The following is a 15,774-nucleotide window of genomic DNA, read 5'->3' as shown; positions in this document are numbered from 1 at the left end:
ATCATGACCGACACGCAGACCCCACAGATCACCGACGTCGCCCGCTGCCGCCTCATCCGCGCAGCCGACCGCCACATGTGGAACGACGAGGCCATCGACTCGCGGCAATCCTTTCCTGCCACGGGCAGTTTCGACCTGGCGGCCAACGCGCACGGAATGCTGCTGGTCCACAACGACGACATCGTCGACGCGGGCGCAGGCTTCGACACCCATCAGCATCGCGACGCAGAGATCGTCACGTGGGTCGTCGAAGGCGCTCTGCACCACAGAGACTCGCAGGGTAGCGAAGGTGTTCTCACACCCGGCGTCGTGCAGAGCATGTCTGCCGGATCGGGAATCCGGCATTCCGAACGCAACGCGTCGACGCGCGCCGAGAACCAGCGGCTGCGCGTCGTGCAGATGTGGATCGCACCCGAGTATTCGGGCGGCACACCGAGTTACGCGGAAGCGAGCGTCAACGAGGCGCTAGCCGACGGCGGGCTGGTCACCATCGTGTCGGGACTCGACCGCGACGCGGGCGGGCAGGCGTTGTCGGTCGGCAACAGCTACGTCGCGCTGCATGCGGCGCGCCTACTCCCCGACCGCCCGGTCACCCTGCCGTCTGCACCGTTCGGGCACCTGTTCGTGGTCTCCGGCACCGTCACGGTGTCGGGCCTGCCGAGCGACGAGACAGCCGACGACCACCTCACGCTCGATGAGGGCGACGCGCTGCGTACCGCGGGCACCGCCGCACTGACCGTCGCCGCAGACGCGCCGGCCGAGATCCTCTTCTGGGAAATGCACACGTCGTTCGACGCCGCGCGCGCCTGACCGCTCGACGAACGCGATCAGAGTTGTGGCGCAACCGCTGTGGAGATCAGCTCGAGATGCTCGAGATCGTCAAGGTCGAGCATCTGCAGATACAACCTGGTGACTCCGATGGCCCGGTAGGACTCGATCTTCTCGACGACCTGATCGGGCGTACCAGCGAGTCCGTTCTCCCGGAGCTCGCCGACCTCGCGCCCGATTGCGTCGGCACGTCGTGTGACGTCTGCATCGCTTTTGCCCACGCAGATCGTCAACGCTGCCGAATACGTGAGTTCGTCGGGTCCGCGACCCGCCGCCGTGCACGCATCGCGCACGACGTCGAATTGCGCTGCGACGACGTCGGTCTTCGCGAACGGCACGTTGAACTCGTCGGCAAACTGCGCGGCCAACGCGGGGGTGCGCTTCTTGCCCATACCGCCGATGATGATCGGGGGTCGCGGTGACTGCACCGGCTTCGGCAACGCGGGTGAGTTGCTGACCTGAAAGTGCTTGCCGCGGTAGTCGAAGAGATCGCCTACCGGCGTCGACCACAGCCCGGTGATGATCTCGAGGTTCTCGGTCAGCTTCTCGAAGCGTTCTCCGAGCGGCGGGAACGGAATCGCATACGCCTCATGCTCCTCGGCGAACCATCCTGCCCCTAGTCCGAATTCGATTCGGCCACCGCTCATTTCATCGGCCTGCGCAACCTGGATCGCAAGCTGACCGGGGTGGCGGAACGTCGCCGACGTCACCAGGGTGCCGAGACGGATCGTCGAGGTCTCCCGACCGAGCGCCGCCAACGTGAGCCACGCATCGGTCGGCCCCGGGAGCCCCTCGGTGTTCATCGCCAGGTAGTGATCGGATCGGAAGAATGCGTCGTAGCCGAGGTCTTCGCTCGCCCGCGCGACGCGGAGCAGCGTCTCGTATGTGGCGCCCTGCTGAGGTTCGGTGAAGATTCGCAAGTCCATGGAATTCAACCTACGCGTCGCGAACTCGGGTCTGTCCGGCGTGCCGTCCGCTCTGGGGACGCGTCACGCCTACGGCGTGATCTGGCCCGCGGGCACCAGCGACGGCTCGTCGACGGTCGACAGCGTGAGGACGGCCTCGACGATCGCGTCCTGCGTCTCGATCTGCGCTTCGAGCCTTCGCAACCGGAATGCGACGTCGTGCTCGGCGAGGTCGCCGGTGATATCGACGGCTGCCACCAGGTAGAACTCCATCGGGCCGACGTACTCCGCATGCAGATAGGTGACCCGATCGATGTCGGCCATGTCGAGCAGACGAACGAGGATGGCGTCGCGAATCGGCGCCATGGCCTCCTGGCCGAGGAGAAACTCGCTGTTGCGTCGGATCAGGAAGATGGCGATGAAGCCCAACAGCAGACCGACGAGGATCGATCCGAGCGCATCCCAGACTGCGTTGCCGGTGATCTGATGCAGCGCCATGCCCGCAGCAGCGATCGCGAGTCCGACGAGTGCCGCGGAGTCTTCGGCGAACACTGCTCGCAGAGTGGTATTCGACGTCCGGCTGACAAATCGAAGCGGGTGCATCGACATCCGACGTCCGCCCGCCTTGGCCTGGCGAACCGACTGTACGAACGAAATACCTTCCAGCACTGCCGAGATCGCAAGGACTATGTAGCCGACGAGATAGTTGGTGTCTTCTTCCGGGTGGACGAGCGCGGTGATGCCGTTGACCACCGACACGGCAGCGCCGACTGCGAACAATCCGAACGCCGCGAACATCGACCAGATGTAGGTTTCCCTGCCGTGCCCGAACGGGTGACTTCTTGTCCTGCCACGATTTCCGCGGCGCTCGGCGATGAGCAGAAAGATCTCGTTTCCCGAGTCCGCCCAGGAGTGCATGGCCTCAGCCGTCATCGACGCCGATCCCGTGACGATCGCAGCAATCGTCTTGGCAATGGCGACCGCAACATTCGCGACGAATGCGATGACGACGGTCGTCATCGAATCCTGATCGTTGATGGGGGTGACGAGTTGCTCATCGGTCCGCGGCACTTCCGTGTCAGCCATGATCCGATCGTCTCACGGCATGCGGGTGCCGACACTCGATCCGGACACGCCCTCGCCGAGAAAATGACCGCGCGGCGCACCCAGCCGAAGGTGCACCGCGCGGTCGTCGAATCCAGACTCGGGTGAGAGGTTATCCGAGGCTGAAGGGCTTTCCGTAGAACGTCACGATCTGTTCTGCGTTGGGTGTGTTTACATACACGTCGGCAAACGAGCGAGCCTGCGCATAGCCTGCGCAGCCGTTGATCCCGATCTGCTCGTCGGTGTAGCTGAGCTTCGCGTGGTTGGTGGCCTTGTACCCGACCTTGTTGCTCAGCTTCTGGTTGCCGAAGTCGTCGGCGGACTCGACCGTGTTCACGTAGTAGGCGATCGCCTGGCCCGGACCGACCGACAGCGAGGTTCCGGCACCGGCCGTTGCCGAAGTGATTGAGGGCGGGCTATCGATATTCGCACCCGGCTTGCCGGATGCAGCACCGTTGCCGCTACCACTGACACCGGAGATGTTGACCTGGCAGCCAACGATGTAACCCGCCCTGATCTTGATGTTCTTGGCGTCCTTGCTGGTCTTGACTGCGTAGGTAGCCGACACCCATGCGTTGCGGTGTAGCGGAGTTCCGCCGAGGGACGGGTTGATGTTGGCCCTCTCGTTACTCCTCGTCACCGACACGACGGTGCCGTCGCCCAGGGTCTGCTGGTCGGTCTGCGAAGGGAGCGCGACGTGGACGTCCGCGTGTGCGATGGCCGGTGCCATCAGTGCGGCGACTGTTGTCAATGCCGCGGGCGCGCCGATCGTGACGAGCCGCTTCAAGCTGATATTCATTTCTTCCTCGTATGTCGTCAGTCGTTCAGGGAGGTGTCAGCCGATGGAGAAGGGCTTGCCATAGAGATTGATCTTCTGATGATCGCTACCCGTGGTCTCGACGACCACGTACGAGCGAGCCTGCGCGTAGCCTGCGCAGTTGTTGATGTTCAGCTGCGTGCGGTCCCAGTTGAAGTAGTACGTGCCCTTTTTCTCGATGTCCTTGTAATCGAGCTGAGCGAACACCACCTGGCCGGGCGTCAGCGGAATGCTGAGGCTGCCCGAACCCGATACCGCGCCGGCGCTGAGCAGGTTGAGTGTTCCGGTGGCGCCGACCGTCATCGATCCGACGTTCACCTGGCAACCGACGATGTAGCCCACCGAGAGCGTCGCCGCGGCGCCGTCCGTCGACACGCCGCCGGTGCCCGGGTAGGTGGCCTCGCCGTTCGAACCGACACCGTTGTTCGGCCCAGCCTTGGAGTCCTTCAAGCCCGGCGCCTTGAGAACAACGCTTCCGCTCACCCACGCGGTGCGGCCAAGGCCGTTTGCCGCAAGAGACGGCGAGATCTGTGCAGATTCAGAGGTGCGGGTCAGTGTCAGCCCGTCGCCGTTGGCCGTTCCTCCCGGCAAACGAACGAAGGCGTCGCCGTGTGCGGGAGCCGCGGCCAGGCCGACGGCGGTCGCGACGGCACCGATGGCCAGTGCGCCGACGGCACCCCGTCGCATCCGTGACTCGTTGGTGGTCATGTAGTCCCCTCAAGATGAATTCATTGCTCGGCTCGCTCGCTCCGCGCGCTGCGCCGGTCGTCGCCCCAGCGGCAACTCCGCGCGAACTGTACTGAGATGACGGAGAACAAAACGTGAACAAAGTGCGGCCACACGGCGGCGCGTTGACCAATTTGTGATCTTCGAATCCGTTGCACGACAGGATGTTTCGTTTTGTACCGTTTGCACTGCCAAATATCGGACATAAGCGACGCTTGCTGATCGTCCTCAAATGAGTGCAAGCTTCGCGATACCAAATCGAGGTTCGTCCGGTTAGTGTTTGCGAGTGAGCTCCGACGTTTCCGACCACCGAATGCGGCAGTGGCTGCTCTCCGATATCTCACCGGAGCCCGCAGGCCTCATGGGACCGCACCGCATTCCGAGCGAAGAATCGCACACACACCGGTGGTGGCAGGTGATGTGCCTGACCGGCGTCGACTATTTCTCGACGCTCGGCTACCAGCCGGGCATCGCTGCGCTCGCAGCGGGACCCGTCGCCCCTGTCGCGACATTGGTGCTGGTCGCGCTGACGCTCTTCGGCGCGCTTCCCGTCTATCGGTATGTCGCCGCGAAATCGCCCAAGGGCGAGGGCTCGATCGCGATGCTCGAACGGCTGCTCCCCAAGTGGGGCGGAAAGATCTTCGTTCTCGTCCTCCTCGGCTTCGCGGCAACCGACTTCCTGATCACGATGACGTTGTCGGCCGCGGACGCGACCGCCCACTTCGTCGAGAATCCCCTTGTGCCACGGGGCTTCTCCAACCACACGGTCCTGATCACACTGATCCTGCTCGCGCTGCTCGCCGCGGTGTTCCTGCGCGGCTTCACCGAGGCGATCACCATCGCGGTCGTCTTGGTCGTCGTGTATCTGAGTCTCAACGTTGTCGTGATCGCGACCGCGCTGTGGCACATCGTCGAAGCTCCACATCTCGTCATCGACTGGCAGTCGGCGATGTTCACCGAGCACGGCAATCCGTGGATGGTGGCCGCGATCGCCGTTCTCGTGTTTCCCAAGCTGGCGCTGGGATTGTCGGGCTTCGAGACGGGCGTCGCGGTCATGCCGCAGGTCGACGGCTCACCGGCCGATCCACCCGATCATCCGATCACCCGCATCCGTGGCACTCGACGCCTCCTCACCACATCGGCACTGATCATGAGTGTCTTCCTCATCTCGAGCAGTCTGGTGTGCACCATCCTCATACCCGAGAACGAGTTCCAGCCCGGCGGCAAGGCCAACGGTCGTGCGCTCGCCTACCTCGGACACGACTACCTCGGCAGCGGTTTCGGCACCGTCTACGACATCAGCACCATCCTCATCCTCTGGTTCGCCGGGGCGTCGGCGATGGCCGGTCTGCTCAACCTGGTGCCGCGCTACCTGCCGCGCTACGGCATGGCTCCGGACTGGGCGCGCGCCACCCGCCCGCTGGTCGTCGTCTTCGCACTCATCGCCTTCGGCGTCACCATCTATTTCGACGCCAACGTCGACAAACAGGGCGGCGCATACGCCACCGGCGTACTGGTTCTGATGACGTCCGCTGCCATCGCGGTCACACTCTCGGTGCGCAAACGCAGGATTCGACGACTGACGCTGATGTTCACCACGATTTCGGTGATCTTCATCTACACCACCGTCGCGAATATCATCGAACGCCCCGAGGGTGTGCAGGTGGCAGCATTCTTCATCGCGGCCATCCTGATCGTGTCGTTTGCTTCCCGAATCAACCGATCGTTCGAATTGCGAAGTGGCATCATCACTTTCGACGAGACAGCACAACGCATCATCGACGAGGCAGCGGCCTCCGGGGAGATACAGATCGTCACCCACGACCCCGACGAACGGTCGCTGCACGAATACCACGACAAAGAACTGCAGCAACGCGCCGAAAGCCACATTCCCGACGCCGATCAGATCGTGTTCCTCGAAGTCAACGTGACCGACTCGTCGGAATTCGCCACCGACCTCCTGATCCACGGACGCTACCGCGAAGGTGGATACCGGATCCTCTGGGTTGATTCGGCGGCGGTGCCCAATACGATCGCGGCCACGTTGTTGGCCATCCGCGAACGGACCGGAATCGTTCCCAACGTGTACTTCGAGTGGAGCGAGACCAACCCGCTGCTCAACCTCCTCCGGTTCTTGTTCATCGGTGAAGGCGAGGTTGCGGCGGTCACGCGAGAGGTCGTCCGACGGGCCGAGCCGGAAATCAGCCAACGACCGGTCGTACACGTCGGCTGACTCCCCGACACCAACATCTCAGTGCCCGGCCCATGACGATTGTCATGGGCGAAACATGACATCTGCTCTGTGTGTGGACGCCCGCGCGGGGCGACTCTTGATGTCATGAACAACACCGACCCCACCGCGATTCGCACATCGGCGCCAACACACACCGTGCCGGCACTCGTCATCGACGGTGTCACGAAGACCTTCCGCAGCGGCAACGGTTCTCAGGTCACCGCCGTCGACGACCTCAGCCTGACGATCCGCCAGGGCGAGGTCGTGGCCTTCCTCGGGCCGAACGGCGCAGGCAAGACCACGACACTCGACATGGTTCTCGGCCTGACACAACCGGATTCGGGCACCGTCGAGGTCTATGGCTTGTCGGCCAGGAAGGCCGCACGGACAGGTAGGGTCGCCGCGGTTCTGCAGAGCGGCGGTCTGCTCCCCGATTTCACGGTCGAAGAGACCATGCGCATCGTCGCGGATCTACACGGGCGCACGCGCGACGTCGAATCAGCAATGGCTCGCGCCGGCATCTCGGACATCGCCGGGCGCAAGGTTTCCCGGTGCTCGGGTGGCGAGCAGCAACGCCTCAAGTTCGCGTTGGCGACGCTGCCCGACCCAGACCTCATCGTGCTCGACGAGCCGACCGCCGGAATGGATGTGGAGTCACGACGCACCTTCTGGTCGGCGATTCGTGCGGATGCCGGTGCCGGTCGCACCGTCGTCTTCGCCACTCACTACCTCGAGGAGGCCGACGACTTCGCCGACCGCATCGTGATGGTCTCGCACGGACGCGTCGTTGCCGACGGTTCGACCGCCGAGATCCGCAATGTCGCCAGCCGACGGGTGGTGTCGGCAATCGTCGACGACACCGGTATCGCCGCAGTGGGTGCGGCCATTCCCGATCTTGAGGTGGTCGAGCGTCGAGGCGGACGAATCTATCTGTCCGCCAGCGATTCCGATGCACTCGCGAGGTTTCTGCTGACCGCGACCGACGCTCGTGAGCTCGAGGTCGCGACCCACAACCTCGAAGACGCTTTCATCGCGCTCACCACCGACTGACCACCACGAACCTCACAGCCGCCCAACCCCAGCACACCGAAAGGCTCCCACCATGAACGTGCATACTGCCGACGCACCGAGAACGACCGGATCGGACTCCCTTCGCGGGTTCTTCGCCTCACCCACCTATCTCCGGCTCGACATCCGTCGCGTCATGCGCAATCGTCGCGCGATGATCTTCACCGTCGCGATGCCAGCCCTGCTCTACCTGGTCTTCGGTGCAACCCAGAAGACAAGCGATGCAGTGGGATCCGGCAACGTCGCCTTCTACGTCCTCATCGGCATGGCCGTCTACGGAGCGATCCTGGCCGCAGCCACGAACGCCGCATCGGTCGCGATCGAACAGCAAGCCGGGTGGACCAGAACGCTCATGATGACGCCGCTACAACCCGCGGGCTACGTGGCGACGAAAATCGGTGTGGCCCTTGCGATGGGTGCACTGCCCATCGCGGTGCTCTGCATCGCGGGCATCGCCACCGGCGCACACGCACCCTTCGGTGTCTGGATCGCGTGCCTGCTGCTCGGGTGGATCGGGGCGTCGGTGTTCGCGGCGTTCGGCCTGGCGGTCGGCAGCCTGATGCGGTCCGACGGTGCGATGCAGGTGATGGGTGGCGTACTGGCACTCCTCGCCTTCGCGGGCAACGTCTTCGTCCCACTCAAGGGAACCATGCTGACCATCTCCCAGTTCACGCCGATGTTCGGGGTCGTGACGTTGGCCCGCTACCCCCTCGACCACGGGGTGACCGTCTACGGCACGCACATCGGACTCTGGGTCGCCATCGCCAATCTGGTCTTCTGGGCCGCAGTGTTCTCGATCGCCGCCGCGGTCTTCTACAGTCGCAGTACACAGCGCCAGTGAGTCAGCGGGCCAGGGAGCCAGTGAGCCAGTAAGCCGACGACGGAACAGCAGGAGAACATCGCCCATGACGGTCGAGAGTGCGTGATGGCACAGCGGTTTGGCCTCAAGGCTGACGCGGTGGCACCCTGGCGCAATCTGCGCTGGGTGTTCACCGCTGTCTGGCTGATCTTTCTCGCCTACCCGATCGGCGCGGTGGCCACCTCCGATCACTCGCCCGCGACAAAGGCGATCGGATTCGCCCTCCTGACGCTGTTCGCGCTGTCCTACCTGTGGGCCAGCGTGTACCTGCTCACCGGCCGCTCAGCGACCGATCTGCGTGGCGTGCCCTTGTTCGTGCTGCTCGCGCTCCTGATGGTGGGGTTACTGCCGATCATCGGCGAGAACGCCTTCGGTGCAGCGCCATTCCTGATGGTCGTCGCCGCCTTCTGTTTTCCGACGCGGTGGGCGCTGATCTGCGTCGGCACCGTCGTCGTTGCGTCGGTTGCCGTCCCCCGTCTCTTCGGGTGGCACACCGATGCCAGCATCGTGCTCGTCCTGCTGGCCGTCGGACTGACCATGCTCGGATTTCGAGCCGTCGCGGTGCGCGAAGGAGAGCGCGAACGCGAGGAGGAACGTCGACGAGAACTCGACGCACGGCTGGCCGTCGTCGCAGAACGCGAGCGTGTGGCGCGCGACGTCCATGACATCCTCGGCCATTCGCTCACGGTCATCAGTGTGAAAACCGAACTCGCACAGCGGCTCGTCGAACTCGATCCGGAACGCGCGCAACGAGAACTGGGTGAGATCAATCAGTTGACACGCGATGCGCTCGCACAGGTGCGCACAACCGTCGGTCGCATGCGCACACCCGATCTGCCCGACACCATCGCCGGGGTCGACAGCGCGTTGCACGCGGCGGGCATCGCGGCCACGTTGCCAGAGCCGACCGTCGACACCGAACACGCCGAACTCTTCGCCTGGGTGCTGCGCGAGGCCGTCACCAATGTCGTCAGACACAGCGGAGCACAGCACTGCGAGGTGCTGATCGACGAATCGTCGATGTCCGTTCACGACGACGGTGCAGGCCTGGGCGACGCCGAGCACGGCAACGGGCTGCGCGGACTGCGCGAGCGCGTCGAATCTGCCGGCGGCACAGTACACTTCGACTCCGATCCAACGGGAACGACAGTGCGGGTACATATCTCATGACCGACTCGATCCGACTACTCCTCGCCGACGACCAGGCGCTCGTTCGGGGCGCGCTCGCCGCACTGCTCGACCTCGAACCCGATCTCGAGGTCGTCGCCCAGGTCGGCCGAGGCGACGAGGTGGTCGACGCCGCCCGCGAATCCGGCGCGCAGGTCTGCCTGCTCGACATCGAAATGCCCGGAGCCGACGGCATCGAGGCCGCTGCCGCGATTCGGACACACCTCCCGGACGTGCGCTCGTTGATCGTCACGACGTTCGGCCGCCCGGGCTACCTCCGTCGCGCGATCGACGCGGGAGCATCGGGATTCGTCGTGAAGGACACTCCCGCAGCCCAACTCGCCGATGCCGTCCGACGCGTGCATGCGGGACTGCGCGTCGTCGATCCGACGCTCGCGACGGAAAGCCTTGCCAGTGGCGACAATCCGTTGACGTCGCGCGAAACAGACGTGCTGCGTGCCGCGCTGTCCGGCGCGACGGTGGCGACGATCGCGGCGCAGGTCCACCTGTCCGCGGGCACCGTGCGCAACCACCTGTCGTCGGCCATCGGGAAAACCGGTGCGAGCACGCGCGGCGAGGCCGCGCATATCGCGCGTGATCGCGGCTGGATCTGACGTCTTCTGCGCGCAGAAAGTTGCACCCCACGGGCACCTCGCATGTACCGGTACGTACGAAGGCACCGAGAGGCGTAGCTTTCTGCGCGACGGTTCCCATCCGCGGTCCACACCTGCTCCGAATCGCTGGTGCTCATCCACCGACACACCGAACACTGGCAAGCAAAGAGCTTCACATGCGGAATACGGCCCGAATCGCATTGGGTGCACTGGTCGCAACGGCAGGCGCGGGAGCGATCGCATTCGCCGCGGCACCCGACGCCGCTGCCGCACCCACGATCTGTCCGGCTCTCCCAGGACAGAGCTCGACAATGCCTGGCTGCACAGCAGATTCCGGCCCCACAGGACTGAGCCTGGCGGTCGTCGACAGCGGCGGCACCGCGTCGTCCAAGGCAGACAACTACGCCGGTCCCGCAGCAATTGCGGTGGGGCCCAAGGCATCAGTGACGATGACGGGTATCAAACCGGGACTCGCGATCGGCATCGCCGGACCGGGTGCCACCGTCGTCGTCGACGGCAAGAACGGACCCACCTGCACCGGCGGCACCTCGTTCGCAGGTGACTTCCAAACCCTCAAAGGCTGCTGGAAGCCCTGAGACAGAACGCTTTTGACTCACCTATGACCGCCAACGCCCGGCGATGTTACAGGTGTAGCCCACGGAGATAGGAAGCCTGCCCGAGGTGCTTCGCGTCGTCGTCGACGATGCTGACCAATCGGACGCCGAGCGTCACGGGAGGATCCCATCGCGCGTCCACGATCCGGTCGAGGTCGGCGTCGTCGAGCGTCGTGAGGTAGGCGACCGATGCGTCGTGTGTGGCGTCGTAGTAGCCGAGCAACTGGTCGGGTTCGGCTACTACGCGTCGCGCATCCTCGGGCGACTGCCCGTAGCCGGTGGCCTCCTTGTCGAATGGCAGGGCGAAACTCTCGTACCAGCCATCTCTGATCCAGACCTGGTCGAAGTCGGCGACATCGGCGATCTGCGCGTCCTGGACTCGGGTGAGGTGCCAGATCAGCCAGGCAATGGTGTTGGCTCCCGGTGCCACCGTGAGACCCAGTCGCTCTTCGTCGATCCCGTCGAGGACACCGTGTACCCCGTCCTTGATGCGACCCAATCCGTCGAGGAGAACTTCCGAGGCGTTCATGCCAACCATTCGTACCCCTTTGGCCCGCGGTGCGCACAAACCTGGCGTGACCCGACGTGAGGCCGGACGATCAGCCGAGTGTCTGACAGCCATCACGTTTCCGCCCCCACCTCGCGGGCAAGCACGCCGCGACCCATCCGCTTCAACGCATTCGACATGAATTGCGTCGCCCACCAATCGCCGGGTCTGTGGCGTCACCCCGCGGATCGATCGTGGGACTACAACGCGCTCGACTACTGGGTCGAGTTGGCCCGCCTCCTGGAAACGGGCGGATTCGACGGCCTGTTCATCGCCGACGTACTCGGCACCTACGACGTCTACGCGGGCACGGACGAAGCCGCGATCAGGCAGGGCGCGCAGATTCCCGTCAACGACCCGCTGCTGCTGGTGTCGGCAATGGCTCACGCGACGGAGCACCTCGGCTTCGGGATCACCACGGGCACCGGATTCGAGCATCCGTATCCGTTCGCGCGCCGATTGTCGACGCTGGACCATCTGACCAAGGGCCGGATCGGCTGGAACGTGGTGACCGGCTACCTGCCGTCGGCCGCGCGCAACATGGGCGACGACGATCAGCTCGCGCACGACGACCGCTACGACCACGCCGACGAATACCTGACGGTGCTCTACAAGCTCTGGGAAGGCTCGTGGGAGCGCGACGCGGTACTCCGCGACCGCACCTCCGGCGTGTTCGCCGACCCGTCGAAAGTGCACCACGTCGGACACCGCGGTAAGCATTTCACCGTGCCGGGCATTCACCTGTCCGAGCCGTCGCCGCAGGGCTCGCCGGTCATCTACCAGGCGGGGGCCTCACCTCGCGGCCGACGCTTCGCCGCCCAGAACGCCGAAGCCATCTTCGTCGCGGCTCCCACCAAGCAGATCCTCCGCGACACCGTCGCCAAGATCCGCGACGAACTCGTCCTCGCAGGTCGTGATCCCTACGACGCACGGATCTACACGCTCCTGACGATCATCACCGACGCCACGCCGGAAGCCGCACGCGCGAAGGCGGCCGAGTATCAGCGACTGGCCAGTGACGAGGGCTCACTGGTGTTCATGTCGGGCTGGATGGGCATCGACCTCGCGTCGTATGACCTCGACGAACCGATCGGCAACGTGGCGAGCAACGCGATCCAGTCCGCGGTGGCCGCCTTCCAGCAGGCATCCGATACCGGCGAGCAGTGGCGGGTGCGCGACATCGCGGCGTGGGGCGGCATCGGCGGAATGGGTCCGGTGCTGATCGGGTCGGGCGACGAGGTTGCATCGGCCCTCTTGGACTGGGCCGCCGAGACCGACGTCGACGGCTTCAACCTCGCGTATGCGGTGACGCCCGGCACCTTCTCCGACGTCATCACCCACGTGGTGCCCGCTCTGGAGCGGCGAGGCGCCTACGAGCGGGAGTACGTGCCGGGTACGTTGCGCAACAAGCTGTTCGGACGCGGTGACCTGCTTCCGGAGAACCACCGCGGAGCGTCGTACCGCGTCGGGGGCACGGGATCGACCATCGACGACTCGGTCCGTGACGTGGCGGCACGAGTCGACGCCGTCGGCGCCACACCGAGCTGACTCGCCGCCTATTGTGGCGGGGTGAGTCGCGATCCCGGACCCCACCGCACACACGTCGGACACTCGCACAGCCATTCGCTGTCGGAGATCCCGGCGGCCTTGTCTCCGTTCGCGAAACGATTCGTCGTCGTCACGCTGACGATCGCCGGAATCGCCGTCATCGTCGGCATGGTGCTGCTGTGGCCGTCGGGCGGGAGCCATCCGATTCCGCCGCAGTTCCGAGGCGCAGACGGCGGAGCGATCACGACGGTGTCGGGCAAAGTGGTCGGGCAATCGCGTGGCCCCTGCCTCAACCAACTCGTCGGAACGGCGCAGGATTCGCCCGATTTCGGCACAACGCCGACACCGAACGGCCCGTGCATCGAGAACACCGTCAAGCTCGAATCGGGAAGCGACTCAGGCAAATACACATTGCTCGAGATCCCGACGAATCGGGCGCAGGCCGGCAGCGGCCCGGACAGCGTCGCACCCGACCCCTCAACCCTCGACGAACCGCAGGCGGGCCAACCGTCGCTCTCGCCCGGCGACGCCATCCGGCTGAGCACGGTACCGGGCCCCGACGGCGCTCCGCGCTACACGTTCTTCGATTTCTCACGCGGGATACCGACACTGATCTGGGCGGTGCTCTTCGTCGGCGCGGTGGTCCTGGTTGCGGCCTGGCGTGGCTTGCGGTCGATCATCGGTCTCGTCTTCGCCTTCGCTGTCCTCGGCATCTTCACCCTGCCCGCGATTCTCGACGGTGAGTCGCCCGTCGCGGTGGCTGTGGTGTCCTCGGCCGCGATCCTGTTCGTCGTCTTGTATCTGGCGCACGGCATCAGCCTTCGGACGAGCTCGGCGCTCCTGGGCACGTTGAGCTCACTCGTGCTCGCAGGCGTGCTGAGCTGGCTGGCGATCAGGACCATGCACCTCACCGGATTGTCGGGCGACCAGACCACCAACCTGCAGGTCTACCAGGGCAGCATCTCGATCAGCGGCCTGCTGCTCGCCGGATTCATCATCGGCACCCTCGGCGTTCTCAACGACGTCACGATCACCCAGGCATCAGCGGCATTCGAACTCGCGGGCGCGGGAGAGCCGACGAGGCTCGCGACCTTCCGGGCCGCGATGCGCGTCGGCCGAGACCACATCGCGAGCACCGTCTACACCCTCGTCTTCGCGTACGCGGGCAGCGCGCTACCGCTGCTCCTACTGTTCTCGGTTGCGCGACAACCTTTCTCGTCGCTGCTGACCACCGACGCGGTCGCCGTCGAACTCGCCCGATCGTTCGTCGGCGGCATCGCCATCGCGCTGTCGGTGCCACTGACCACAGCGATCGCCGCCGCCCTCACCCATCCGACGCCGCGCGCGGTGGAGCCGGAGGTACACACGAAATCCCGCGCGGTGGAGCCGGAAGTAATCCCGACGCGCCGCGCTGCAGAACCCGAGACGCGCATTGCGCGTCGGGCTGCAGAACCCGAGCCGCGCTCGACGCCACGTTCGGCGGAGCCGGCTCGCACGACGTCCGGCGCGCCAGACGCCTCGGTGCGCGCAACCCGTCGTATCGAGAACGGGCGGCCCGTCAACGAGCGTCCCCCAACCGAGTCGGCACCCCGTGCCGCACCCCGCGAGGCACAGGAGCAACCGAGCCGCCACGACCGCGGCGTCGACCCTTCACCTCCGCGCACGGGTCGCCACTCCATGCCCGACTGACCCCTGCCGACCGGGCGCCTCAGACTGCCGACCGGGCGCCTCAGACCGCCGACTGTGCGCTCGAGACCGCCGACTGTGCGCCGTTCAGAGGGCGGGACACTTCCCCGCCGGAATCAACGTGAAGTTCCGGCCGAGCCAGTCGCCGACCTTGGTCAGCATCTTTGTGCCGTCCTCGAATGTTCCGCTGGTCGGACGAGCAGCCATCGAGACCGCGACCTCCCCCTGATCGGTCGCGATGAGGCCGAGCTGGCGCACCAGGTAACCGGGTGCCGCATCGGTGGCAGGCCCCCAGCCACCCTTCACCGCGGTGACCGCGTGCTGCTTGGGACCGAGATCAGCGATGCCCCACCGTTGATTCGGCGCCACCGAACCCATGTGGTCGAGGATGTTCTTGGTGTTCGGCATGCACGGCAGGTGCGCCCCAAAACGCGCCTGATCAGCCAGCGCCCACTGCGTATAGCCCGGATACGAACGTGGAGTGTCGATCTCCGAACTCACCCGAGTCGTCACATCATGGCCTTCGCGCAGCACCGCGGTCACCGCGTCGACCGACGCCCTGCCACCTCCGAGCGATCCCCAGAGGTCGCCAGCGGCGTCGTTGTCGGAGAAGGTGATCGCCTTGTCCTCCTTGGCGAGGATCGATGCACCGTTCTTGCGCTCGGCCGCCAGTGCGACGGGGACCTTGAAGGTCGACCACGCCCGCCCCGTCTTGAGCGACCCGAATGACTGTGCGGCGTCGGACCCGACGGGCACCAACGACACACCGATTTGGCCGGGAATCGACTTACGAATCGACTTCTGCGCAACCGCCCAGCTATCCGCGAGCCTCTTCGCCGGAGGCACCGGCGGACGCAACCACGTCGCAATCGGCTCGGGTAGTGGCGGCGGCCGGAACTGGGCAGGAGCCGCATGCGCGCTTCCTGCGCCGAGGACGATCGCCGTCACCGCGACGGCGATCAGCACGCAGAGTCGTTTGGAAATAGTCACATCTGTCCCTCTAGTCACTTGAGTAACAGACGTTACGGCTCGGCCGCGGCCGAAGCGACCCCGAGGGC

Annotated in this window: 15 protein-coding genes; 9 read left to right on the top strand and 6 right to left on the bottom strand. The window is 65.3% G+C overall.

Annotated features, from left to right (window positions below; translation table 11 throughout):
- Positions 1-3: 3 nt before the first annotated feature.
- Positions 4-810, top strand: a complete 807-nt coding sequence (locus tag A5785_RS06635; protein ID WP_005202138.1) for a pirin family protein — start codon at positions 4-6, stop codon at positions 808-810.
- Positions 811-827: 17 nt separating this feature from the next.
- On the opposite strand, the gene A5785_RS06630 is transcribed toward A5785_RS06635, so the two are convergent.
- The 4 genes from A5785_RS06630 to A5785_RS06615 all read right to left on the bottom strand — a co-directional run bounded on the left by A5785_RS06630 (position 828) and on the right by A5785_RS06615 (position 4,362).
- The gene (locus A5785_RS06630) at positions 828-1,754 is read right to left on the bottom strand and encodes an LLM class F420-dependent oxidoreductase (protein ID WP_064863753.1); all 927 of its coding nucleotides are present in this window, start codon (positions 1,752-1,754) and stop codon (positions 828-830) included.
- Between the two features lie 69 nt (positions 1,755-1,823).
- Positions 1,824-2,819, bottom strand: coding sequence for a cation diffusion facilitator family transporter (locus A5785_RS06625; protein WP_064863752.1), 996 nt, complete (start codon positions 2,817-2,819; stop codon positions 1,824-1,826).
- A 130-nt stretch (positions 2,820-2,949) separates the two neighbouring features.
- Positions 2,950-3,636 (bottom strand): MspA family porin, encoded by a 687-nt coding sequence (locus tag A5785_RS06620; RefSeq protein WP_064863751.1) that lies wholly within the window; start codon positions 3,634-3,636, stop codon positions 2,950-2,952.
- A gap of 36 nt (positions 3,637-3,672) precedes the next feature.
- A complete protein-coding gene (locus A5785_RS06615) occupies positions 3,673-4,362 on the bottom strand; it encodes an MspA family porin (RefSeq protein ID WP_005202142.1) in 690 nt (229 codons plus the stop codon).
- Between the two features lie 379 nt (positions 4,363-4,741).
- Here A5785_RS06615 and A5785_RS06610 point away from each other — a divergent pair, with 379 nt between their 5' ends.
- The 6 genes from A5785_RS06610 (at position 4,742) to A5785_RS06585 (ending at position 10,917) form a co-directional block, all read left to right on the top strand.
- Positions 4,742-6,613, top strand: a complete 1,872-nt coding sequence (locus tag A5785_RS06610) for an amino acid transporter (protein WP_156528011.1) — start codon at positions 4,742-4,744, stop codon at positions 6,611-6,613.
- Positions 6,614-6,718: 105 nt separating this feature from the next.
- Positions 6,719-7,663, top strand: coding sequence for an ABC transporter ATP-binding protein (locus tag A5785_RS06605; RefSeq protein ID WP_064863750.1), 945 nt, complete (start codon positions 6,719-6,721; stop codon positions 7,661-7,663).
- Between the two features lie 52 nt (positions 7,664-7,715).
- Positions 7,716-8,522 (top strand): ABC transporter permease, encoded by an 807-nt coding sequence (locus A5785_RS06600; RefSeq protein WP_064865393.1) that lies wholly within the window; start codon positions 7,716-7,718, stop codon positions 8,520-8,522.
- Positions 8,523-8,606: 84 nt separating this feature from the next.
- Complete coding sequence (locus tag A5785_RS06595; protein ID WP_064863748.1) at positions 8,607-9,710, top strand: sensor histidine kinase; 1,104 nt, start codon at positions 8,607-8,609, stop codon at positions 9,708-9,710.
- On the top strand, positions 9,707-10,321 hold the full coding sequence (locus tag A5785_RS06590; RefSeq protein ID WP_064863747.1) for a response regulator transcription factor: 615 nt from the start codon (positions 9,707-9,709) through the stop codon (positions 10,319-10,321). Before A5785_RS06595 ends, A5785_RS06590 begins: the two co-directional genes overlap by 4 nt.
- A gap of 176 nt (positions 10,322-10,497) precedes the next feature.
- Positions 10,498-10,917 carry a DUF6764 family protein gene (locus A5785_RS06585; protein WP_064863746.1) on the top strand — a complete coding sequence of 140 codons (420 nt, stop codon included), beginning with the start codon at positions 10,498-10,500 and terminating at the stop codon, positions 10,915-10,917.
- Positions 10,918-10,963: 46 nt separating this feature from the next.
- On the opposite strand, the gene A5785_RS06580 is transcribed toward A5785_RS06585, so the two are convergent.
- Positions 10,964-11,464: a mycothiol transferase gene (locus tag A5785_RS06580; RefSeq protein ID WP_064865391.1), complete on the bottom strand. Its 501-nt coding sequence runs from the start codon at positions 11,462-11,464 to the stop codon at positions 10,964-10,966.
- Between the two features lie 78 nt (positions 11,465-11,542).
- On the opposite strand from A5785_RS06580, the gene A5785_RS06575 reads away from it, so the two are divergent.
- Entirely contained in the window at positions 11,543-13,030 is a 1,488-nt protein-coding gene (locus A5785_RS06575; RefSeq protein ID WP_267625813.1) for an LLM class flavin-dependent oxidoreductase, read from the top strand.
- A 21-nt stretch (positions 13,031-13,051) separates the two neighbouring features.
- A complete protein-coding gene (locus tag A5785_RS06570; RefSeq protein WP_082946538.1) occupies positions 13,052-14,719 on the top strand; it encodes a YibE/F family protein in 1,668 nt (555 codons plus the stop codon).
- Positions 14,720-14,803: 84 nt separating this feature from the next.
- Here A5785_RS06570 and A5785_RS06565 read toward each other — a convergent pair whose 3' ends face one another.
- Positions 14,804-15,706, bottom strand: a complete 903-nt coding sequence (locus tag A5785_RS06565; protein WP_197500805.1) for a hypothetical protein — start codon at positions 15,704-15,706, stop codon at positions 14,804-14,806.
- Positions 15,707-15,774: the final 68 nt, after the last annotated feature.

The organism is Gordonia sp. 852002-50395_SCH5434458 (genome assembly GCF_001665905.1).
GTDB classification, from domain to species: domain Bacteria; phylum Actinomycetota; class Actinomycetes; order Mycobacteriales; family Mycobacteriaceae; genus Gordonia; species Gordonia jacobaea.
This window is presented reverse-complemented; position numbering and strand designations above follow the sequence as displayed.